Annotated in this window: 19 protein-coding genes and 4 tRNA genes; 15 read left to right on the plus strand and 8 right to left on the minus strand. The window is 67.7% G+C overall.

Annotation, left to right across the window (positions count from 1 at the left end; genetic code table 11):
- Positions 1-73 precede the first annotated feature (73 nt).
- From QMX79_RS13255 to wrbA, 3 genes are all read right to left on the minus strand, one after another.
- Positions 74-559: an asparaginase domain-containing protein gene (locus tag QMX79_RS13255; protein ID WP_282247164.1), complete on the minus strand. Its 486-nt coding sequence runs from the start codon at positions 557-559 to the stop codon at positions 74-76.
- 100 nt (positions 560-659) lie between these two features.
- A complete protein-coding gene (locus QMX79_RS13260) occupies positions 660-995 on the minus strand; it encodes a DUF2069 domain-containing protein (protein WP_282247165.1) in 336 nt (111 codons plus the stop codon).
- Positions 992-1582 carry an NAD(P)H:quinone oxidoreductase gene (gene wrbA / locus QMX79_RS13265; RefSeq protein ID WP_214904688.1) on the minus strand — a complete coding sequence of 197 codons (591 nt, stop codon included), beginning with the start codon at positions 1580-1582 and terminating at the stop codon, positions 992-994. Before wrbA ends, QMX79_RS13260 begins: the two co-directional genes overlap by 4 nt.
- 72 nt (positions 1583-1654) lie before the next feature.
- Between wrbA and QMX79_RS13270 the strand changes: the two genes are divergently transcribed.
- The gene (locus QMX79_RS13270) at positions 1655-2929 is read left to right on the plus strand and encodes a YihY family inner membrane protein (protein WP_282247166.1); all 1275 of its coding nucleotides are present in this window, start codon (positions 1655-1657) and stop codon (positions 2927-2929) included.
- Positions 2926-3489 carry a TlpA disulfide reductase family protein gene (locus QMX79_RS13275; protein WP_282247167.1) on the plus strand — a complete coding sequence of 188 codons (564 nt, stop codon included), beginning with the start codon at positions 2926-2928 and terminating at the stop codon, positions 3487-3489. The genes QMX79_RS13270 and QMX79_RS13275 overlap by 4 nt, the downstream gene beginning before the upstream one ends.
- A gap of 7 nt (positions 3490-3496) precedes the next feature.
- Here the strand turns inward: QMX79_RS13275 and ppk2 are convergent, their stop codons facing one another.
- Genes ppk2 through hemA form a run of 4 tightly spaced genes read right to left on the minus strand, consistent with a single transcriptional unit; the run spans position 3497 to position 8381 of the window.
- Positions 3497-4276 carry a polyphosphate kinase 2 gene (gene ppk2 / locus QMX79_RS13280; protein ID WP_282247168.1) on the minus strand — a complete coding sequence of 260 codons (780 nt, stop codon included), beginning with the start codon at positions 4274-4276 and terminating at the stop codon, positions 3497-3499.
- A 52-nt stretch (positions 4277-4328) separates the two neighbouring features.
- Complete coding sequence (locus tag QMX79_RS13285; protein ID WP_282247169.1) at positions 4329-6038, minus strand: tetratricopeptide repeat protein; 1710 nt, start codon at positions 6036-6038, stop codon at positions 4329-4331.
- The gene (prfA, locus tag QMX79_RS13290; protein ID WP_282247170.1) at positions 6035-7120 is read right to left on the minus strand and encodes a peptide chain release factor 1; all 1086 of its coding nucleotides are present in this window, start codon (positions 7118-7120) and stop codon (positions 6035-6037) included. The genes QMX79_RS13285 and prfA overlap by 4 nt, the downstream gene beginning before the upstream one ends.
- On the minus strand, positions 7098-8381 hold the full coding sequence (gene hemA, locus QMX79_RS13295; RefSeq protein ID WP_282247171.1) for a glutamyl-tRNA reductase: 1284 nt from the start codon (positions 8379-8381) through the stop codon (positions 7098-7100). Before hemA ends, prfA begins: the two co-directional genes overlap by 23 nt.
- A 64-nt stretch (positions 8382-8445) precedes the next feature.
- Between hemA and QMX79_RS13300 the strand changes: the two genes are divergently transcribed.
- The 8 genes from QMX79_RS13300 (at position 8446) to ychF (ending at position 15366) form a co-directional block, all read left to right on the plus strand.
- Positions 8446-10131, plus strand: a complete 1686-nt coding sequence (locus QMX79_RS13300; RefSeq protein ID WP_282247172.1) for a tetratricopeptide repeat protein — start codon at positions 8446-8448, stop codon at positions 10129-10131.
- The gene (gene lolB / locus QMX79_RS13305; protein ID WP_282247174.1) at positions 10128-10787 is read left to right on the plus strand and encodes a lipoprotein insertase outer membrane protein LolB; all 660 of its coding nucleotides are present in this window, start codon (positions 10128-10130) and stop codon (positions 10785-10787) included. The genes QMX79_RS13300 and lolB overlap by 4 nt, the downstream gene beginning before the upstream one ends.
- On the plus strand, positions 10784-11653 hold the full coding sequence (gene ispE, locus QMX79_RS13310; RefSeq protein ID WP_282247175.1) for a 4-(cytidine 5'-diphospho)-2-C-methyl-D-erythritol kinase: 870 nt from the start codon (positions 10784-10786) through the stop codon (positions 11651-11653). The genes lolB and ispE overlap by 4 nt, the downstream gene beginning before the upstream one ends.
- Before the next feature lie 9 nt (positions 11654-11662).
- Positions 11663-11739 (plus strand) — tRNA-Gln (locus QMX79_RS13315).
- A gap of 134 nt (positions 11740-11873) precedes the next feature.
- Complete coding sequence (locus QMX79_RS13320) at positions 11874-12833, plus strand: ribose-phosphate diphosphokinase (RefSeq protein ID WP_038692467.1); 960 nt, start codon at positions 11874-11876, stop codon at positions 12831-12833.
- A gap of 112 nt (positions 12834-12945) precedes the next feature.
- Complete coding sequence (locus QMX79_RS13325; protein WP_068849424.1) at positions 12946-13563, plus strand: 50S ribosomal protein L25/general stress protein Ctc; 618 nt, start codon at positions 12946-12948, stop codon at positions 13561-13563.
- Between the two features lie 80 nt (positions 13564-13643).
- Entirely contained in the window at positions 13644-14222 is a 579-nt protein-coding gene (gene pth / locus QMX79_RS13330; protein ID WP_282247176.1) for an aminoacyl-tRNA hydrolase, read from the plus strand.
- A gap of 52 nt (positions 14223-14274) precedes the next feature.
- Entirely contained in the window at positions 14275-15366 is a 1092-nt protein-coding gene (ychF, locus tag QMX79_RS13335) for a redox-regulated ATPase YchF (protein WP_282247177.1), read from the plus strand.
- A 296-nt stretch (positions 15367-15662) separates the two neighbouring features.
- Here ychF and QMX79_RS13340 read toward each other — a convergent pair whose 3' ends face one another.
- Complete coding sequence (locus tag QMX79_RS13340; protein WP_282247178.1) at positions 15663-18398, minus strand: TonB-dependent receptor; 2736 nt, start codon at positions 18396-18398, stop codon at positions 15663-15665.
- Positions 18399-18642: 244 nt separating this feature from the next.
- On the opposite strand from QMX79_RS13340, the gene QMX79_RS13345 reads away from it, so the two are divergent.
- The 5 genes from QMX79_RS13345 to QMX79_RS13365 all read left to right on the plus strand — a co-directional run.
- Positions 18643-19653 (plus strand): isoaspartyl peptidase/L-asparaginase, encoded by a 1011-nt coding sequence (locus QMX79_RS13345; RefSeq protein ID WP_282247179.1) that lies wholly within the window; start codon positions 18643-18645, stop codon positions 19651-19653.
- 138 nt (positions 19654-19791) lie between these two features.
- Positions 19792-19877: transfer RNA gene (locus tag QMX79_RS13350), tRNA-Tyr, on the plus strand.
- A gap of 38 nt (positions 19878-19915) precedes the next feature.
- Positions 19916-19989: transfer RNA gene (locus QMX79_RS13355), tRNA-Gly, on the plus strand.
- A 47-nt stretch (positions 19990-20036) separates the two neighbouring features.
- Positions 20037-20112: transfer RNA gene (locus tag QMX79_RS13360), tRNA-Thr, on the plus strand.
- Positions 20113-20152: 40 nt separating this feature from the next.
- On the plus strand, positions 20153-20408 hold a 256-nt coding region (locus tag QMX79_RS13365), incomplete at its 3' end, for a GTP-binding protein (protein ID WP_282247180.1).

The raw sequence follows: 20408 nt of genomic DNA on the forward strand, positions 1-20408 counted from the left end.
CCCGGGTTTGTAGTGAGAAATCGGCCCCCGCCCGCGGGGGGGGCCGCTACCGACGCATGAGGCGGTTACCGCCTCATGCGTCCTCGAATCGATTCGCAGCGACGTTCTTGCGCACGTGTTCGGGGTTCCAGATGCGGCCGTTCATGGCGATGTACACGCCCGGCTGCAGCGACTGCACCGCGCCGATCGCACAGCCGATGTTGAACTCGGCGTCCGAGCCGCGGAAGCGCGCCGGGCTGAGCGCACCGGTCATGACGATGGTCTTGTCGGGGATGCTCTTGAGCACCTGGCCGGTCTGCACCATCGAATCGGTGCCGTGGGTGACCAGCACGTGGCGGGTCGGCTGCGCGGCGATGGTGGCGCGGATCAGCTCACGGTCCTCGTCGGTGATGTGCAGCGAGTCCTTGCGCAGGATCGGAATCACGTTGAAGCGGAAGGTCACGCCCAGCTCGCGCAGGATCATCCCGATCTGGGGATCGCCGATCTGGTAGTCCGACTTGTCGTCGAAGTAGATCTTGTCGATCGTGCCACCGGTGGTGATGATCAGTAGTTCTTCCATTGCAGGCTTCCTGGAGTGCGGGCGGTACCGCGCGGCAACACCCGCGCTGGGTGCCCATGATACGGCTGCCGGCGCCGGCCCGCAGCCGGGCGCGGGGCCGTTACCGCTTCGAGAAACGCCGGCGCAGGCCCGGCGCGCTGGATACCCCGATCACCGCCAGGGCCAGCAGCAGTTCCAGCCAGGCCCAGTGCGCGGTTTCCGGGTGGCTCCAGGCACTCATCACGCCGTGGCTGAACCAGAACAGCGCCAGCACCCCGGCCCAGAACATCGCCTTGCCACGCCCCGTGAGCACGCCCAGCGCCAGCAGCAGCGGCGGGGCGGTGAAGACCAGCTGGCTGGCCAGCCAATGCCGGTCGTGCGCGAACCAGAGTCCGAACACCGCTGCCAGCACCAGCAGCAGGATGGCCAACGTCCACTTCTGCACGCGCGGGCTCATCCCAGCCGCCGTGCGATATCGGCCACGCGCCGGCCCAGCGCACGCGCCAGGATCGCTTCGTCTTCGCTTGGCACCGGGTTGTCGTCGGCGCCGGCCACGTGGCTGGCACCGTAGGGGGTGCCGCCGGTGGTGGTGTGGCTCAGCGCCGGCTCGGTGAAGGGAATGCCCACGATCAGGCAGCCGTGGTGCAGCAGTGGCACCTGCATCGACAACAGCGTGGATTCCTGCCCGCCGTGCAGCGACGCGGTGGAGGTGAACACCCCGGCCGGCTTGCCCGCCAGCGTGCCGTTGACCCATTCGGCCCCCAGCCCGTCCAGGAAATGCTTGACCGGCGCGGCCATGTTGCCGAACCGCGTCGGGCTGCCCAGCAGCAGCCCGCTGCATTCGGCCAGGTCGTCCACGCTTACATAGGGCGCACCGTCATCGGGCACCGGCGGCCGCGCGGTCTGGGTGACCGCCGCCACCGGCGGCACCGTGCGCAGCCGCGCGCTCATGCCGGGCACTTCGCCGATGCCACGCGCGATCTGGCGCGCAAGCCGCGCCACCGAACCGCCGCGGCTGTAATACAGCACCAGGATCTCCGCCATCTCGCTTCCGTTGTGTCCAGTCTGTCCGCAGTATGGCATTGCCTCCACCCGGCTTCAGGTACGCTTGCCACGATGGAACCCCTGGACACCCTCAACCTGTGGATGGAACGCGTGCGCGACCGCGCCCGTACCGCCAGCTTCGGTCGCTTCCTGTGGCGCCGCTTCCTCGACGACCGCCTGTTCCAGGCCGCCGCCTCGCTGGCCTACACCACCGTGTTCGCGCTGGTGCCGCTGGCGATCGTGGTGTTCGGCGTGCTCTCGGCATTCCCGGTGTTCGACCGCTGGAGCGACACCCTCAGCGACTACGTGTTCTCCAACTTCGTACCCAACGCCGCGCGCGCGGCCGAAGGCTACCTGCGCCAGTTCTCGGCCAGCGCGGGCCAGCTCACCGCCGCCGGCTTCATCGCGCTGGTGGTATCGCTGCTGATCACCCTCAACAGCGTGGAGCAGACCTTCAACCAGATCTGGCGGGTCAGCTCGGCGCGGCCCAAGCTCACCCGTTTCCTGGTCTATTGGACCGTGCTGACCCTGGGCGCGATGCTGGCGGCCGCGTCGCTGGCGGTGTCTGCGCGCGTGTTCGCGCTGCCGCTGTTCGGCACCAGCGAAGGCCGCCTGCTGGCCAATGCGTCGCTGACCCTGGCGCCGATCCTGATCGAGTTCGTGTGCATCATGCTGGTGTACCGGGTGGTGCCACACCACACGGTGAAGTGGCGGCATGCCATTCCCGGCGCGATCCTCGCGGCAGTGATGCTGGAGCTGGTGAAGTGGGGCATGGGCGCCTACCTGGGCAGTTTCCAGTCCTACCAGAAGCTCTACGGCACCGTTGCCTTCGTGCCGATCCTGCTGCTGTGGATCTACCTGTGCTGGGTGTCGGTGCTGCTGGGTGCCTCGCTGGCCTCGTCGATCGCTGCGTTCCGCTACCAGCCGGCCGACCTGCGCCTGCCCACCGGCTACGAACTGTATGGCCTGCTGCGCCTGATCGGCCGCTTCCACCAGGCGCGCCTGGATGGCCGCGGGCTGGATGAAGACGAGGTCCTGCGGCTGGAGCCGATGCTGACCGACTCGCTGCTGCAGAGCATGCTGTGCGACCTGGAAGCGATCCGGGTGGTGCGCCGCGACGAGCAGGGCGAGTGGCTGCTGTCGCGCGACCTGGACAAGCTCACCCTGGCCGACCTCTACGAATCCACCCAGCTGCGCATTCCGGTCAAGGAAGCCTACCTTCCCTACCGCGATGACAGCCTGGGCACCGCCTCGGTGGCGGCGCTGGATGCGTTGCGATTGCCCCTGCGCGAGCTGCTCAAGCGCCGCGTCAGCGATATCTATTCCCCGTCTGGAGACACCCCATGACCCTCAAGCCCCTGCTGCTGGCCGTCGGCCTGCTGGCCCTGGCCGGCTGCAACAAGCCGGCACCGCAGCCCGAAGCGGCCGCCCCGGCGCCCGCGCCCGCAGCAGAACCGGCGGCCCCGGCCGCCGATGCCGCCACGCCCGACCTGGAGCGCAAAACCGTGGCGCAGCCGCGCCTGGTGCTGTCCGCCCTGGACGGAACCACCTACGACCTGGCCGCACATCGCGGCAAGTGGGTGGTGGTGAACTTCTGGGCGACCTGGTGCGCGCCGTGCCGCAAGGAAATGCCGGAGCTGTCGGCATTGCATGCCATGCGCGAAGAGATCGAAGTGGTCGGCCTGGCATATGAAGACATCGAGCCGGAGGAGATGAAGGCGTTCCTGCAGAAGCTGCCGGTGACCTACCCGATCGTGCTGGTGGACACCTACAACCCGCCGGAAGACTTCGCCGTGCCGCGCGGCCTGCCGCTGACCTACCTGATCGCCCCGGACGGAAAGGTAGCAAAGGAATTCCTGGGCCCGGTCACTGCCCACGACATCGAGGCGCGGATCGCCGCCAAATGACGGCGGCTCATTCGATGGCGTAACCGTCGATCGGCTTCAGCACGCCGAAATGCTCTTCGTGCAGTTTGCCCTTCAAGGGCGGCAGGTCCGGGATGGGATCCTCCACCCCGGTATCCGGCAACCGGTCCAGCAGGTTGCGGATCAACCCCAGCCGCCCGCGCTTCTGGTCGTTGAAGTCCACCAGCGTCCACGGCGCCTGTTCGCGATGGGTGGCGCGCAGCATCGCCTCGCGCGCCTCGGTATAGGCGGTGTACTTGCTGCGTGACTCCAGGTCCACCGGCGAAAGCTTCCAGCCCTTGAGCGGATCCACGTGGCGCTCGGCGAAGCGTTTCTCCTGTTGCACCTGGTCGACCGTGAGCCAGTACTTGAACAGCAGGATGCCGTCGTCCACCAGCAGCTTCTCGAACACCGGTGCCTGGGCCAGGAAGGCGTCGTACTCGGTATCGCTGCAATAGCCCATCACGTGTTCGACCCCGGCCCGGTTGTACCAGCTGCGGTCCATCAGCACGATCTCGCCGGCCGCCGGGAGGTGCGACACATAGCGCTGGAAATACCACTGGGTGCTTTCGCGGTCGGTCGGCTTGGGCAGCGCGACCACCTTGCACTGGCGCGGGTTGAGGTGCTCGGCGATGGCCTGGATGGCGCCGCCCTTGCCGGCGGTATCGCGGCCTTCGAACAGCACCAGCACGCGCTGCCCGGTGTGCTGGGCCCAACGCGCCATCGCAGTGAGTTCGAGCTGCATCGGTTCGAGCAGTGCCTGGTACGCCTTGCGCTTGAGCTTGCCCATCGGTGCGGGATTCCGGCTGACAGAAGAAACCCGAGCCTAGCGCAGTGCGTGGTCAGCCCGCGTGTGCATCCTGCCAGCCGTGCAATCGCGCCATCGCCTGCACCTCGGCGCTGAAGTCGCGCGCGAACCCGGCCATGTCGAACAGGCCGCTGTCCGAACGCCGCTGGGCCAGGGTGGCCCGCAGCGCTGCCAGTGCCGTCGGGTCGGTGCCCAGCGCAATTGCGGTATCCACGAACGCGCGGTCATCGGCGACGTTCATCGCCGGCAGTCCCAGGTGGTGGTTGAGCGAGCCGGCCACGCGCGACGCGAATGTCGCGCCCGGGCAGGTCAACACCGGGCAGCCGGCCCACAGCGCATCGGAAGCGGTGGTGTGCGCGTTGTACGGGTGCGTGTCCAGGAACAGGTCCGCAAGCGGGTAGCGCGCCAGATAGGTCGGGTGCGGCAGCTTGGGCATGAACACCAGCCGTGCGGGGTCCAGCCCGGCGTCGCGCGCGGCGGTGCGCAGCCGTGCATCGGCATTGCCGGGCCCGGACAGCAGCCACAGCACGCTGCCCGGTACGCCCTGCAGCACCGCGAACGCGCGGCGCATGCTGCGCGGGTTGAGCTTGTAGCTGTTGTTGAAGCAGCAGAACACCACGCCCTGCGCGGGCAGGCCACAGGCATCGCGGCCCGGCGCCGGCTCCAGCACGCGGGTGTTGTCCGAGGGCTGGAACGCGCGGGGCAGGTGCCGGACCTGTTCGCTGTAAGCCGGTGCCATCGCGGCAGGCAGCACGTAGCCATCGGCCAGCACGTAGTCCATCCACGGCGCACCCGAGGTGCCTGGATAGGCCAGCCAGTTCACCTGTACCGGGGCAGGGCGCATCGCCAGTACCGCCGGCGTGCCGCCGCCGCCCCAGCCGCGCAGGTCGAACAGCACATCGATGCCGGCCCCGCGGATGCGTGCCGCAATCGCCGCGTGGGCCAGGGGCGAGACGTCATGCAGTGCGGTGGCAGCGGCCTGCAGGCGCGCGCGGATCGCGCTGCCGTCATCGGCGTTGAGGGCAAACAGATGCAGCTCCAGCGCGCCCAGCGCGCGCAGCTGCTCGAACAGCGCCACGGTCAGCAGCCCGGTCGGGTGCGCGCCGAAGCCATTGGAAAGGAAACCCACGCGCAGCCGCCCCTCGCGGCGCACCTGCGCGGCCGGCAGCGCCCGCACGCCCTCGGCAATGCCCGCGGCGCGCTGCCGTGCACAGGCCAACTGCTCGGCGGCGCTGGCGTCTTCGCTGAGGAAGGCGAACGGCTCGACCACCGCCACGCCCTGCGCCACGGCCTGGCGCACCTGCTGGGACAGCGGCTCCAGCCCGCGCCAGTCGCACAGCCGGCGTTGCCAGTTGAGCAGCTGCGCGGTGATGTAAGGCTCGCCGGGCAGCAGCCGATGCGCCTGGCGGTAGGCATCGGCAGCGGCCTCGGGCTGGCCGGCGTCTTCCAGCGCGTGGCCCAGCCACAGCGCGATGCCGGGATGCTCCGGGACCTGGTTGGCCGCCTGGCGCAGCAGGGCGGCGGCCTCGCCGTGGCGGCCCTGCATCCAGCGCGTGCGGCCCAGCCGGGCCAGCGCTTCGGGGTGGCCGGGGCGCAGCTGCAACGCGCGCGAGGCGGCGTGGTCGCCGGCAGCGACATCACCGGCTTCAAGCTCCGCGTCGGCCAGCATCACCCAGGCGATGAAATCCTGCGGCTGGCGCTGCACCGCGCTGCGCAGCTGCTCGTGCTGCGGGTCCATGCTCACGCGCCGGCTGACAGCCGGGCCAGTTCGTCGGCCTGGTGTTCGTGGATCAGCCGCTCCACCAGCGTATCCAGCTCACCGGCGATGATGTTGGGCAGGTCGTACAGGGTCAGTCCTTCCACGCGGTGATCGGTGATCCGGCCCTGCGGGAAGCTGTAGGTGCGGATGCGCTGGCTGCGGTCGCCGCTGCCGACCTGCAGCCGGCGGCTTTCCGCGGTGGCGGCCGCCTGCTTGCTGCGTTCGGCATCGAGCAGCTGTGCCTTCAGGCGCTTCATCGCCTTGTCGCGGTTGGCGTGCTGGCTGCGCTCGGTCTGGCATTCCACCACCACGCCGCTCGGCACGTGGGTGATGCGGATGGCCGATTCGGTCTTGTTCACGTGCTGGCCACCGGCGCCGGACGAGCGGAAGGTATCCACCCGCAGGTCGGCCGGGTTGATGACGATCTCATCGACCTCGTCGGCTTCGGGAATGATCGCCACGGTGGCCGCAGAGGTGTGGATGCGCCCCTGCGACTCGGTTGCCGGCACGCGCTGCACGCGGTGCGTGCCGGATTCGAACTTGAGCCTGGAATAGGCGCCGCGGCCCACCACGCGCGCCACGATTTCCTTGTAGCCGCCATGCTCGCCGGGGCTGTCCGATTCGATCTCGACCTTCCAGCCCTGGCGCTCGGCATAGCGCGCGTACATGCGGAACAGGTCGCCGGCGAAGATCGCCGCCTCGTCGCCGCCGGTACCGGCGCGCACTTCCAGGAACAGGTTGCCGTCGTCGCGCGGATCGCGCGGCACCAGCAGCAAGGCCAGGTCATGGTCCAGCTGCTGCAGGCGTTCCTGCGCGGCGGTGATTTCCTCTTCGGCCAGCTCGCGCAGGTCCGGGTCGGCGCGCATGGCTTCGGCGGCGGCAAGGTCGGCCAGCGCCCGCGCTTCGTCAGCCAGCGCGGTGGCGATCGGCTGCAGCTGGGCGAACTCGCGCGAAAAATTGCGGAAGCGCTCGTTGTCGCCGACCACGTCCGGGTCGGCCAGCAGGCGTTCAAGTTCTTCGCGGCGCTCGGCCAGCGCTTCCAGCTTACGGCGCAGGGTCGGCGTCATCGTTGCTCACGGCAGGGTGTTGGTAGCCCGGCTTGGCCGGGAACAGGCGCTCGGCGGCGCGGGTCAGTTCAGTATCGCCGCTGAGCGCGGCCGCACGCAGCGCGGCGGTCGGCGGGTGCAGCAGGCGGTTGGTCAGGCCATGCGCAAGCAGCTCCAGCACTTCCTCCGGCGATTTGCCGTGGGCCAGCTGCTGGCGCGCCTTGTCCAGCATTTCCACCCGGGTGGCTTCGCCATACGCGCGCAGCTGGCGCAGCGGCGCCTGGTGCGCGTTGGCCTGCAGGGTCTCGACGAACCGCGATACCTGCAGTTCGATGATGGCTTCGGCTTCGGCCGCCGCCTCGCGCCGGCTGCGGCGGTTGTCCTCCACTGCGCGCTCCAGGTCGTCCACCGTGTACAGGAAGGCATCCTGCAGGTCGCCCACCCCGGTTTCGATGTCGCGCGGCACCGCCAGGTCGAACAGCAGCATCGGCTTGTGCTTCCGCGAGCGCAGCGCGGCGGCGATCTGCGCCTTGCTGATTACCGGCTCGCGCGCGGCGGTGGCCGAAAACACCACGTCGGCTTCGCCCAGGTGGCGTTCCAGCTCGGTCAGCGGCAGCGCCACGCCGCCATGGCGGGTGGCCAGCTCCTGCGCATGGGCCAGGGTGCGGTTGGCGATCAGCAGCCGGCGCACGCGTCCTTCGCTGAGGTGGCGGGCGGCCAGTTCGATGGTTTCGCCGGCGCCGACCAGCAGCACGGTGGAGTCTTCCAGCCGCGCGAAGGAGTTCTGCGCCAGGCGCACCGCGGTGGAGGCCACCGAGATCGGGTTGGCGCCCACGCGGGTATCGGTGCGCGCGCGCTTGGCCACCGAGAAGGTCTGCTGGAACAAGCGGTCCAGGCGCTGGCCAAGCAGCCCATGGTCGCGCGCGATCGCCCACGCATCCTTCACCTGGCCCAGGATCTGCGGCTCGCCCAGCACCATCGAGTCCAGCCCGGTGGCGACCCGGAACAGGTGGCGCACGGCATCGGCATCGGCATGCTGGTACAGGTAGCCATGCAGCTGCCCGGCGTGCGACTCCAGCCACTGCGCCAGTGCTTCGCCCGATTCGGCCACGGCATACAGTTCGGTGCGGTTGCAGGTGGACAGCAGCACCGCCTCGGCCACCTGCGGGGTATCGCGCAGCGACGCCAATGCCTGGGGCAGGGCGTCGCCGCCAAAGGACGCGCGTTCGCGCAGTTCCACTGGCGCGGTCTGGTGATTCAGTCCGAGCACCCACAGGGTCATTGTTCAGTTGCTTGCGATAAGCTGCTGGCCATTCAAGTCGTCATTTTAAGGCCAGAAGCCCCCGATGCCCGCATTGATTCGCATCTCCAGCGTTCTGCTGCTGTCCCTGTTCACCGCCAACGCCCTGGCGGCAGCCCCGGCTGCCCCGGCCGGCAAGGCCGGAACGGCCGAACCGGCATCGTTGACCCCGGTCATGGCCGGTGAGTTCGCGCTGCAGGCGGGCAAGCTGCCCGAGGCCGCGCGCTGGTACCTGGAAGCCGCCGAGGCAGGCCGTGACGACGCTGGCCTGGCCGAGCGCGCCACCCGGATCGCCATGCTCGCCGACGATGACAAACGCGCCACCCGCGCGCTGGCCCTGTGGGAGAAGCGTGCGCCCCGTTCGCTGGCCATGCGCAGCGCCGCCGCCGCGCTGGACCTGCGCAAGGGCGATGTGAAGGGCGCGCGGACCGAGCTGGCCACCCTGCTGCGCGACCCGGACCCGCGCGGCTGGAAGTTCGCGCTGGCCGCGCTGGTCGGCGGGGGCCGCGACCCGGCCGCCGCCGCCGATGTGCTGGGCCGGCTGGTCGACGACAACGCCATCCCCAACCAGCTCGAGCCCTGGCAGGAATTTGGCCGGCTGGCCATGCGCATGGACCGCCCCGAGCTGGCCCGGCGCATGGTCGATGAAGTGGTGCGCCGCTTCCCCGGCGAGCCGCGCGTGGCGCTGCTCAATGCCAGCCTGATGTTCCAGGCCGGCAAGACCGACGAGGCACTGGCGGCGCTGCGTTCGGTGGAACCGCGCACCGCCGACGACCCGGAGCTGCGCAACGCGGTGGCCATCGCCTACGACGCGATGGGCGATGCGAAATCGGCCGAGCGCGTGCTCGCGGTCGGTCCGCAGAACGTGCAGACCTGGGGCATGCGCGCCTCGCTGCTGGCCAAGCAGAAAGACGATGTGGCGCTGCTGGCGCTGTACACCGACCTTTCAAAGCAGGCGACCAAGCCCGACCCGGCGCAGCGCCTGCTGCTGGGCAAGATCGCCGAATACCTCAAGCGCCACGCCGAAGCGGTGGACTGGTACCTCAGCGTGCCGGGTGGCGAAGAACGTGCCGAAGCACGCCTGCGCGCGGCCAGCGCCCAGTACGAACTGGGCCAGACCGACAAGGCCTTCGCCGGGGTCCACGCGATCCAGTCCGACGCCATGATCGACGACGAAGCACGGCGCGACGCCTACCTGCTCGAGGCCGAGCTGCGCCAGCGGGGCGATGACCTGCCGGGTGAGCTGGACGCGCTGGCCCGGGGCCTGGCGGCCTACCCCGACGAGAACGCGCTGCTGTATGCCCGCGCCTTGGCCTGGGAGCGCCGCGACGACGTGCCCCGCGCCGAAGCGGACCTGCGCAAGATCCTGGTGACCGAACCGGAGAACGTGGCCGCGCTCAACGCGCTGGGCTACACCCTGGCCGACCGCACCCCCCGCTACCAGGAAGCATTGGAACTGATCGACCGCGCCCGCGTGGCCGAGCCGGACAACGCCGCCATCGTCGACAGCTACGGCTGGGTGCTCTATCGCCTGGGCCGCAACGAAGAGGCGCTGGTGCAGCTGCGCCGGGCCTGGACGCTGGCCAAGGACCCGGAAATCGCCGCGCACGTGGGCGAGGTGCTGTGGGTGCTCGGCCGCAAGGACGAAGCCCGCCGCTTCTTCGATGAAGCGCGCAAGCTGGACCCGGAAAACCGTGCGCTGCAGCGCGTGACCGAGAAATACGGCGTATGAGCATGTTTCCCCTGAAGGCCGCCTTCGCGGCGGCCCTGGCTGTGTCGTTGTCTGCCTGCGTGTCGCTGGACACGCGCAAGGCCCCGGCGGCGCCCGATGTGGTGACTGCCGTCAGCGCCGAAGCGCAGCAGGCCGAGGCCGCGCGCGTGGACGCGCTGCGCGCGCAGCCGGCGTGGTCGTTCCAGGGCCGGGTCGCGGTCAGCAAGGGGCGCAACGGCGGCAGTGGCCGCATCGACTGGCAGCAGCAGGCGCGCCAGTACGTGGTGTCGCTGAGCGCGCCGGTCACCCGGCAGAGCTGGACCCTGAGCGGTGACAGCGGGAACCGCTCAGGGCGCCTGGACGGTGTGGAAGGTGGCCCGCGCCAGGGCGAGGATGCGCAGCAGGTGCTGCTGGAGGCCACCGGCTGGGATATCCCGGTCAACCAGTTGCCGGACTGGGTGCGCGGCCTGGTCGCCGAAGGGGCGACGGCCGCCGAGATCGATCGCGATGCCGAAGGCCGACCCCGCCGGGTGCGCCAGATGGGCTGGGACATCCAGTTCCTGGACTGGTACCCGGCTGAAGGCGACCGCCCGGTCCTGCCGCGGCGGATCGAAGCGGTCAATGGCGACGCCAAGGTGCGCCTGCTGGTCGATGGCTGGGTGCTGGGCAGCCCATGAGCGCGCTGGACCTGAACGCCAGCGGGCCGTGGTTTCCGGCCCCGGCCAAGCTGAACCTGTTCCTGCACATCACCGGCCGCAGGGCCGACGGCTACCACGAACTGCAGAGCGTGTTCCGGCTGCTGGACTGGGGTGACCGGGTCCGGCTGCAGGTGCGTGAAGATGGCCAGGTCCGCCGCGACGGGCCGTCCGTGCCGGGCGTGGCCGAGGCCGATGACCTCGCCGTGCGTGCGGCGATGCTTCTCAAAAATCATGCAAACGTCGGCCAAGGTGTGGATATCACCGTCGAAAAGCGTATTCCGGCGGGTGGCGGTTTCGGCGGCGGGTCTTCCGATGCGGCCACCGTGCTGGTCGCGCTCAACCGGCTGTGGCGCGTGGGCCTGGATGAAGATGCACTGGCCGGATTGGGCCTGCAGCTGGGCGCGGACGTGCCGGTGTTCGTGCGCGGCCGCAACGCCTGGGCCGAAGGGGTGGGGGAGCAGCTGACCCCGCTGGCGCTGCCGCCGGCCTGGTATGTCATCGCCGACCCCGGCGTTCACGTGCCCACCGCCGCACTTTTCGCCAGTCCCGATTTGACGCGCGACGCCCCAGTAGCGAAAATAGCGGACTTCGCTTCCGGGTCTTTGCTCGGGAATGCGTTCGAGCCGGTACTGCGCCGTCGCGAACCTGCCGTAGAGGCAGTGCTCATCGCGTTGGACAGGATTGGCCGGGCACGACTCACCGGGTCGGGAAGCGGTTGTTTCGTCGAGTTCGCCACGCGCGCTGCTGCAGAGCAGGGCTTGGCGCGGTTGCCGAAGGAACTGCGGGCATGGGTGGCTGCGGGCGTGGAGCGCTCGCCACTGCTTGATGTACTCGAGCGTTATTGATTTTGATGCAGGGGCGTCGCCAAGAGGCCCAAGGCACCAGGTTTTGATCCTGGCATTCGGAGGTTCGAATCCTCCCGCCCCTGCCACTTGCGGACGCCAACCGCGTTCCATGCGCATGCTGCGCGGACACGGTTGAACGGCCGCGGTGTTGTCACCGCAGACGTCCTCGGGCGCCGGCGGCAGAGTTCTCCGCCAATCGCTCCCGCCCGAGACCGTCATGATGCAAGATCACCCGAACCTGCTGGTATTTTCCGGCAACGCCAACAAGCGCCTTGCGCAGAGCATCTGCAAGGAACTGGGGGTGCGACCGGGCAAGGCACTGGTCTCGCGCTTCTCCGATGGTGAAGTGCAGGTCGAAATCGAAGAGAACGTCCGCAAGCAGGACGTCTTCGTGATCCAGCCGACCTGCGCACCCAGCGCCGAGAACCTGATGGAACTGCTGGTCCTGATCGATGCGCTCAAGCGCGCCTCGGTCAACAGTGTCACCGCCGTGGTGCCGTATTTCGGTTACTCGCGCCAGGATCGCCGCATGCGCTCCTCGCGCGTGCCGATCACCGCCAAGGTAGCCGCCAAGATGTTCAGCGCCGTTGGCGCCGACCGCGTCCTGACGGTGGACCTGCATGCCGACCAGATCCAGGGGTTCTTCGACATGCCGGTGGACAACGTGTATGCCTCGCCGCTGCTGCTCGCCGATATCTGGCGCGCCTACGGCACGGAAAACCTGATCGTGGTGTCCCCGGACGTGGGTGGCGTGGTGCGTGCGCGCGCCGTCGCCAAGCGCCTGGACGATGCCGACCTGGCGATCATCGACAAGCGCCGTCCGCGCGCCAACGTCTCCACCGTGATGAACATCATCGGTGACGTCGAAGGCAAGACCTGCGTGATGGTCGATGACATCGTCGATACCGCCGGCACCCTGTGTGCGGCCGCCGCGGCGCTGAAGGCGCGTGGCGCCCTCAAGGTGGCCGCGTACTGCACCCACGCCGTGCTCTCGGGCCCGGCGGTGGACAACATCAACAACTCCCAGCTCGACGAGCTGGTGGTGACCGATACCATCCCGCTGCGTGAAGAAGCGCGCGTGTGCAGCAAGATCCGCCAGCTCAGCGTGGCGGAAATGCTGGCCGAAACGATGCGCCGCATCGCCTTCGGCGAATCGGTCAGCTCGCTGTACGTGGATTGATTCGTTTTTCCTGGCCGCCGGCAACGGCAGCCAGGGCCCCGGGGACGTCTGGTCGCGGACGTGCCCTTCATCGCCAAGCCATTCCGGCAAGGCAACAACTGGTAGAAGTAAAATGTCGAAGACCCATGAAATCAAGGTCACCAAGCGTGAACTGCAGCGTAAGGGTGCGAGCCGCCGCCTGCGTCACGCCGGTGTGATCCCGGCCATCGTGTACGGTGGCAACGCCGAACCGGTCGCCATCAGCCTGGACCACAACGCCACCTGGCTGGCCCAGCAGAACGAGTGGTTCTACTCGTCGATCCTGAGCCTGAACCTGGACGGCCAGATCACCAAGGTCCTGCTGCGTGACATGCAGCGCCACCCGCACAAGCAGCTGATCATGCACCTGGATTTCCTGCGCGTGGATGAGAACCAGGCCCTGACCGCTTCGGTGCCGCTGCACTTCCTCAACGAAGACACCTCGCCGGCCGGCAAGGCTGCCGACGTCGTGGTCACCCACGAACTGAAGGAAGTCACCGTCAGCTGCCTGCCGAAGGACCTGCCGGAGTCGATCGACGTCGACCTGGGCGAGCTGAAGGCTGGCGACGTGGTGTACCTGTCCAACATCAAGCTGCCGAAGGGCGTTGAGATCGTTGCCCTGGCCCAGGGCAAGGACCACGACGACGCCATCGTCACTGCCAAGCACGGCAAGGGCGAAGCCGCTGACGAAGAAGTGGCTGCTGCAGAGTAAGTGATTGCGGCGCCTGTCCTTCGGGGCAGGCGCCGTTTCTGCATGTACCGGCACGACGCCGGTAGCGATGAAGAAGAGCGATGACAGGATTGCGATTGATCGTTGGCCTGGGTAACCCCGGACCCGAGCACGCCCAGACCCGGCACAATGCCGGGTTTCGTTTCATTGACGCCCTGGTCGCACAGGCCGGCGCGCGCTGGAGCGTGGACAGCAAGCTGTTCGGCGAGACCGCCAAGGTCGACATCGCCGGTCAACCGGTGTGGCTGCTCAAGCCCGCCACCTTCATGAATCTCAGTGGCAAGTCGGTCACCGCCGCCCAGCGCTTCTGGAAGATCGAGCCCGAGGAAACACTGCTGGCGCACGACGAACTGGACCTGCCGCCCGGCGTGGCCCGGCTCAAGTTCGATGGCGGCCACGGCGGCCAGAACGGCCTGCGTGACACCATCCGCCTGCTCGGCCATGGGAAGTTCCACCGCCTGCGCATCGGCATCGGCCATCCCGGTCACAAGGACCGCGTGGTGCCCTGGGTACTCGGCCGTGCCAGCAAGGACGATGACGTGCTGATCGGGCATGCCATCGACGACGCCATCGACGTACTGCCGCTGGCCGTGCGTGGCGATTACAGTGAGGCGATGAAGCGCCTGCACACCCCGAAATAACCACGGCGTACCGACCCACGGTCGGTGCCTACCACCCCAGAGGTTGTCAAAGATGGGTATCAAATGCGGCATCGTCGGCCTGCCCAACGTCGGCAAGTCGACCCTGTTCAACGCGCTGACCAAGGCGGGCATCGCCGCGGCCAACTTCCCGTTCTGCACCATCGAGCCGAACGTCGGCATCGTGCCCGTGCCGGATCCGCGCCTGAACGAGCTGGCGGCGATCATCAACCCGCAGAAGGTCATCCCGACCGCCGTGGAGTTCGTCGACATCGCCGGCCTGGTCGCCGGTGCCGCCAGCGGTGAAGGCCTGGGCAACAAGTTCCTGGCCCACATCCGCGAAGTGGACGCGATCACCCACGTGGTGCGCTGCTTCGAGAACGCCGACGTCATCCACGTCAACAACAAGGTCGACCCGCTGTCGGACATCGACACCATCGACACCGAACTGGCCCTGGCCGACCTGGACAGCGTCGAGAAGGCGCTCAACCGCGCCGAGCGCGCTGCCAAGGGCGGTGACAAGGAAGCGGCTGCACGCAAGCCCGTGCTCGCCAAGCTGCAGGCCGCCCTGGCCGACGGCAAGGCCGGGCGCAGTGCCGGCCTGGACGAGGAAGAGAAGGCCCTGGTCCGCGACCTGTTCCTGCTTACCCTCAAGCCGGTGATGTACATCGCCAACGTGCTCGAAGACGGCTTCGAGAACAACCCGCACCTGGACGCCGTGCGCACCCGCGCCGCCGCCGAAGGTGCGCAGGTCGTGCCGGTCTCTGCCGCCATCGAAGAAGAGCTCTCGCAGCTGGACGACGAAGACCGCGACACCTTCCTGGCCGACCTCGGCCTGACCGAGCCGGGCCTCAATCGCGTGATCAACGCGGCCTACAGCCTGCTCGGCCTGCAGACCTACTTCACCGCCGGCGTGAAGGAAGTGCGCGCCTGGACCGTGCGCAAGGGCGCCACCGCCCCGCAGGCGGCCGCCGTGATCCACACCGACTTCGAGAAGGGCTTCATCCGCGCCGAAACCATCGCGTATGACGACTTCATCAAGTACAAGGGCGAAGCCGGCGCCAAGGAAGCCGGTCGCCTGCGCCTGGAAGGCAAGGAATACCGCGTCCAGGAAGGCGACATCCTGCACTTCCGCTTCAACGTCTGATCGGTCGGGCGGACCGTAGGTCCGCTGCCCGCCAACGCAAACGCCCCGCCAAGTGCGGGGCGTCTGCGTTTGAGCGTGGACAATATTTCACCACGCCCCGAAACCCTTCCAGCGCAGTGTTCAGCCGGGTTGTCCACAGCAAACTCCCATGGCTTTCCACGTCCCGTGTGGAAAACCCGCGCATCGCCTGGACAAAAAACCACCACCCTTCAAGACCGTTGCAGCGCGTGGCTCAGGCAAGGTTGTCCACAGCAAACCCCCATCGCTTTCCACGCACGGTGTGGAGAAGTACGGGATTACAGCGCGGTGCCACCAAACTTGTGCGTGTACTGCAGGTTCAACTGGCGCCCCACCGTGTCAAACCACGACACGTCGTAATACGGGTACGAGGTGTAGGTCGCATCCTTCGGCGGCATCTTGTTGAACAGGTTCACCACCGACAGCGACAGGCGCGAATGGTCGTCAAAGCGGTACTGCACCGACAGGTTGTAGCGGTACGTCGCCTTGATCCACGGGCTGTCGCCGCTCTCCCAGTCGAAGCTCTGGTCGTAGCTGTCGAAGCTCGGCAGCTTGCCCAGGCGCTGCCCGTAAAGCGTGGTCGACCACGCCGCGTTCTCCCAGGTCAGGCTCGCGCTGGTCTTGGTGCGCGGGATGTCGAAACCGCTGTTGACCGCGAACTGGTCCTCCACCACGTCCCCGGCGAACTGCTGGAAATCATGGCGCTGCACCCAGGTGTGGTTGCCGCTCAGGATGAAATCGCCCACGCCGGTGGTCAGGCGGTAGCGCAGGCCCACATCGATGCCGCGGGTGGTCTCGCGCGCGATGTTGATCGGGCTCACGTGCACCCCGTACAGGCGCCCATCGCTGGTGCGGTTGACCCGGTTGATCGCATCCACGCAGGTCGGTGACGCCGCGTCTGCATCGCCCAGGCGGCAGGCCGCCTCATCGCGCAGGATCGTGCTCACGTCCATGTCCTGCACCTGGTCGCGCATGTCGATGTCGAACCAGTCCACCGACAGGTCCAGCCCCAGCGCAGGCGACCACACCAGGCCGGCGCTCCAGGAGGTGCTGGTTTCCGGATCCAGCTGGCGGTTGCCCTCGCGCGTGCGGATCAGGTTCTCCTCGTAATCCGAGCAGTCGTCCGCCCCATCCACCGCGCACGCGTAGTAGTCGTTCGCGCTGGTCTCATCGTTGCCGGGGCCGGCATACACGTAGTGCAGGTCCGGCGCACGGAACGCGGTGCCGTACGAGCCGCGCACCAGCAGCGACTCGACCGGGCGCCATTCGATGCCGCCGCTCCACGTCGCCTTGCCGATCGTGTTGCCCGAATAGCGGTACTGGTCGAAGCGGCCGGCCACGCTCACGTTGAGCGTGTCATGCAGCGGCAGGCGCAGCTCGGCCGCGGTGGCCCAGCGGTTGCGGCTGCCATGGCCGTCCGAGTCCTTCCAGCTGTAGTAGTAGTACTCGGTCGCCAGCGGATCCGGGTTCAGCGCGTAGGACTGGTTGCCGAATTCGGCCGTGGCCGCAAAGCCCGCCTTGCCGCCCGGCAGCTCGAACAGCTCGCCGTTGGTCAGGGTCAGTGCCGCCGTATCGGTGCGCGATTTCGGCGTATACGTGGTGCGCGCCGAGATCGAATCGTATTCGGCGCGGGTCAGCGGCCGGTACAGGCGCGCCGGGTCGGCGTTGTAGATCGGGAAACCGTCGTCGTCCTCGCCCAGCTGCGGCCCGAGGAACAGCGCGTTCGCTTTCGAGGCGATGATCTGCGGCCAGCGGATCGATGACTGGTACTGCGAATGGCTCAGCGAGGCCTCGTAATCCCAGGTCGCGCCCAGCGAGCCCTTGAACCCGGTGGTGACGCTGAAGGTCTTCTGGGTGCTGCGGATCATCCCGTTGCGCAGGCCGCCCATTTCCTCCGGCGAGAACTGGCGCTGCCAGAACTCCACCTGGTCGGTGGCCTGGTTGTAGAAGTAGCCGTCTTCATTGCCATCCGGCGTCATCAGGCCCCACTGGGTCACATCGCGCATCAGCGCAATGTCGTGGTAGCCCAGCTGCACATCGGCAAACCACTCCGCGCCATTCTCGAAGCCGTAGCGCAGCGACGCGTAGCCATTGGCGCCGCGGCGCTCGCTCAGGATCGTGCCGTAGCCGATCGAACGGTCGCTGCCGCAGTAGAAGCCATAGCGCGCGCGCTCGGCGTAGTACGTGCTGCCCTTGTTCTGCCCGGCCAGCGCATCGCAGGTGGCCTGGCCCGGGTCCAGGTAATCGTCGTTGTAATCGGTGCGCAGGTACGCGCGGCGCGCGGCGCGGGCGCTTTCGGTGGGGGCATCGAGCGTGGAATCCTGCTGGGCGCGCTCATAGGCCCACAGCGGGGTCTGCGACTGCAGCTCCAGGCTGTATACCGCACTGAACTTTCCCGAATCGAAGCCGCTGGCGATGCTCATGTCGAAGGACTCGCCACAGCCCTCGGTGGTCGTGCCCATGCGCACGTCCACCGTAGTGCCATCGACCTGCTTCTTCAGGATGAAGTTGACCACGCCGGCGATCGCATCCGAACCGTAGATGGCCGACGCGCTGCCGGTCAGCACTTCGATCCGCTCGATCATGCCCAGCGGGATGTTGGAGACGTCGGTGAAGTTGCTGCGGCCCTGGAAGGGCATCGGGAAATCGGCGATGCGGCGGCCGTTGACCAGCACCAAGGTGTGGTTGGGGCCCAGCCCGCGCAGGTCGACCTGCTGCGCACCCGGCGAGAAATCAGCGCCGCTGGCGGACTGCTGGCTCTGGGTCTCACCGCCGTTCTGGGTCATCGAACGCAGCACGTCCGGCACGCTGGTGAAGCCGCTGGCCTGGATCTGTTCGGCGGTGATCACCGTGACCGGTGCCGGGCCTTCGACCTGGGCGCGCGGAATGCGCGAGCCGGTGACCTGCACCGTGTCCAGCTGCTGCACCCCGGGGGTCGGGGCCTGCGCCGCCGCGGTTGCGGCCACACCCATCAACGCCAGCTGGATCGACCACGCCATCGCCTGTTTACGCATGAGAATTCTCAAGAAGAAAGTGGGCCTCAAGGGAGGCCGCGACCCCCATTCACATTCGGTGAACGGACGGCGCGCATTTAACGCCTTTTTTACGTCCGCCGCCACTGGGCCCGCTTCAGGAAGCAGCGCATCGACCAACGGTCGATACCTACCAGATTTCGGTGCCCTTGGTAGGTGCCGACCGTTGGTCGGCACTCCCCGCCGGGTGCGGCATGATGAACCGCCCCTCCTACCGGTAACTGCCATGTCCCGCCGATCCTCCCTGCTGCTGTCCCTGTGCCTGCTCAGCCCGCTCGCGCTGGCCGCCGAACCGGTGCTGGTCATCCACGGCGGGGCAGGGGTGCAGCGCAAGGACCTTTCGCCGGCCGAAGAGAAGGCGGCCCGCGCGGCACTGAGCCAGGCGCTCATCACGGGCCACCAGGCGCTGGCGGCTGGCAAGCCGGCGCTGGACGCGGTCACGGCCGCCATCACCGTGCTCGAGGACGATCCGACCTTCAATGCCGGCAAGGGCGCGGTGTTCACCCATGATGGCCGCAACGAGCTGGATGCCGCGCTGATGGACGGCGCCAGCCTCAAGGCCGGCGCGGTGGCCGGCGTGCAGCGCGTGCGCAACCCGATCCTGCTGGCCGAAGCGGTCATGCAGCACTCCCCGCACGTGATGATGGTGGGCGAGGGCGCCGAGACCTTCGCCGCCAGCCAGGGCATCGCCCTGGTCGATCCGTCCTACTTCCGCACCGAGAAGCGCTGGCAGCAGCTGCAGAAGGCCCTGAAGGAAGAGGCCAGCGGCCAGGCCCATGCCGACCTGGAAACCGCCCGCCACTTCGGCACCGTGGGTGCGGTCGCGCTGGACAGCCAGGGCCACCTCGCTGCAGGCACCTCCACCGGCGGCATGACCAACAAGCGCTACGGGCGTGTCGGCGACTCACCGATCATCGGCGCCGGCACCTATGCGAACGCCACCTGCGCCGTGTCCGGCACCGGCTGGGGCGAGTACTACATCCGCACGGCGGCCGCGCACGACATCTGTGCGCGCATGCAGTACCTGAAGCAGGGGCCGGAAGAAGCGGGGCGCGAGGTGATCAACGCGCGCATTCCCGCGCTGGGCGGCGATGGTGGCGCGATCGTGCTGGGTGCCGATGGCCGTGCCGCCACTCCGTTCAATACGCAGGGCATGTATCGCGGCTGGATCGGTGCCGACGGCGTGCCGCACGTGGCGATCTTCGCGGACGAAACGCTGGCGCTTCCGGGCCAATAGCGCGTGCTGCCGGGGAAAATTGCGATTCGTGTGAAAAAGTTCAAAAAGGTTGTTGACAGAACCCGCATTCACCCCCAAAATTCACGGCTCTTCCACCCCGCACCGAAAACGCTTCGGCGCCACGGGACAGGGTGGTAAGGAGGGATACCCAAGCGGCCAACGGGGGCAGACTGTAAATCTGCTGGCTTACGCCTTCGGTGGTTCGAATCCACCTCCCTCCACCAGTTTCATGCAGTTTCAAGTTGTGGCAAGAGCTTCCGATGCGGGAGTAGTTCAATGGTAGAACCTCAGCCTTCCAAGCTGATGGTGCGGGTTCGATCCCCGTCTCCCGCTCCATTGAATGGATTTGAATATATTCAAATTCGTGCCATAATTCAAAACTCGCTCACGTAGCTCAGTCGGTAGAGCACCTCCTTGGTAAGGAGGAGGTCGAAGGTTCGATTCCTTTCGTGAGCACCATCTAAGTGCCACCATTCAGACGATTTCGAGATAAGCAGCCATGGCCAAGGGTAAGTTCGAGCGCACCAAGCCGCACGTCAACGTCGGCACCATCGGTCACGTCGACCACGGCAAGACCACGCTGACCGCCGCACTGACCAAGATCGGTGCAGAGCGCTTCGGTGGCGAGTTCAAGGATTACTCCGCGATCGACGCCGCGCCGGAAGAAAAGGCCCGTGGCATCACGATCTCGACCGCACACGTCGAATACGAATCCACCGAGCGTCACTACGCCCACGTCGATTGCCCGGGCCATG

The organism is Stenotrophomonas sp. PS02300 (assembly GCF_029959395.1).
Taxonomy (GTDB): Bacteria; Pseudomonadota; Gammaproteobacteria; order Xanthomonadales; family Xanthomonadaceae; genus Stenotrophomonas; species Stenotrophomonas maltophilia_AD.

Bases quoted from the DNA above. Each gene is read 5' to 3' on its own strand.
- QMX79_RS13255 (WP_282247164.1), bottom strand. From the start codon at position 559: ATGGAAGAACTACTGATCATCACCACCGGTGGCACGATCGACAAGATC.
- QMX79_RS13260 (WP_282247165.1), bottom strand. From the start codon at position 995: ATGAGCCCGCGCGTGCAGAAGTGGACGTTGGCCATCCTGCTGCTGGTG.
- wrbA (WP_214904688.1), bottom strand. From the start codon at position 1,582: ATGGCGGAGATCCTGGTGCTGTATTACAGCCGCGGCGGTTCGGTGGCG.
- QMX79_RS13270 (WP_282247166.1), top strand. From the start codon at position 1,655: ATGGAACCCCTGGACACCCTCAACCTGTGGATGGAACGCGTGCGCGAC.
- QMX79_RS13275 (WP_282247167.1), top strand. From the start codon at position 2,926: ATGACCCTCAAGCCCCTGCTGCTGGCCGTCGGCCTGCTGGCCCTGGCC.
- ppk2 (WP_282247168.1), bottom strand. From the start codon at position 4,276: ATGGGCAAGCTCAAGCGCAAGGCGTACCAGGCACTGCTCGAACCGATG.
- prfA (WP_282247170.1), bottom strand. From the start codon at position 7,120: ATGACGCCGACCCTGCGCCGTAAGCTGGAAGCGCTGGCCGAGCGCCGC.
- hemA (WP_282247171.1), bottom strand. From the start codon at position 8,381: ATGACCCTGTGGGTGCTCGGACTGAATCACCAGACCGCGCCAGTGGAA.
- QMX79_RS13300 (WP_282247172.1), top strand. From the start codon at position 8,446: ATGCCCGCATTGATTCGCATCTCCAGCGTTCTGCTGCTGTCCCTGTTC.
- lolB (WP_282247174.1), top strand. From the start codon at position 10,128: ATGAGCATGTTTCCCCTGAAGGCCGCCTTCGCGGCGGCCCTGGCTGTG.
- ispE (WP_282247175.1), top strand. From the start codon at position 10,784: ATGAGCGCGCTGGACCTGAACGCCAGCGGGCCGTGGTTTCCGGCCCCG.
- QMX79_RS13320 (WP_038692467.1), top strand. From the start codon at position 11,874: ATGCAAGATCACCCGAACCTGCTGGTATTTTCCGGCAACGCCAACAAG.
- QMX79_RS13325 (WP_068849424.1), top strand. From the start codon at position 12,946: ATGTCGAAGACCCATGAAATCAAGGTCACCAAGCGTGAACTGCAGCGT.
- pth (WP_282247176.1), top strand. From the start codon at position 13,644: ATGACAGGATTGCGATTGATCGTTGGCCTGGGTAACCCCGGACCCGAG.
- ychF (WP_282247177.1), top strand. From the start codon at position 14,275: ATGGGTATCAAATGCGGCATCGTCGGCCTGCCCAACGTCGGCAAGTCG.
- QMX79_RS13340 (WP_282247178.1), bottom strand. From the start codon at position 18,398: ATGCGTAAACAGGCGATGGCGTGGTCGATCCAGCTGGCGTTGATGGGT.
- QMX79_RS13345 (WP_282247179.1), top strand. From the start codon at position 18,643: ATGTCCCGCCGATCCTCCCTGCTGCTGTCCCTGTGCCTGCTCAGCCCG.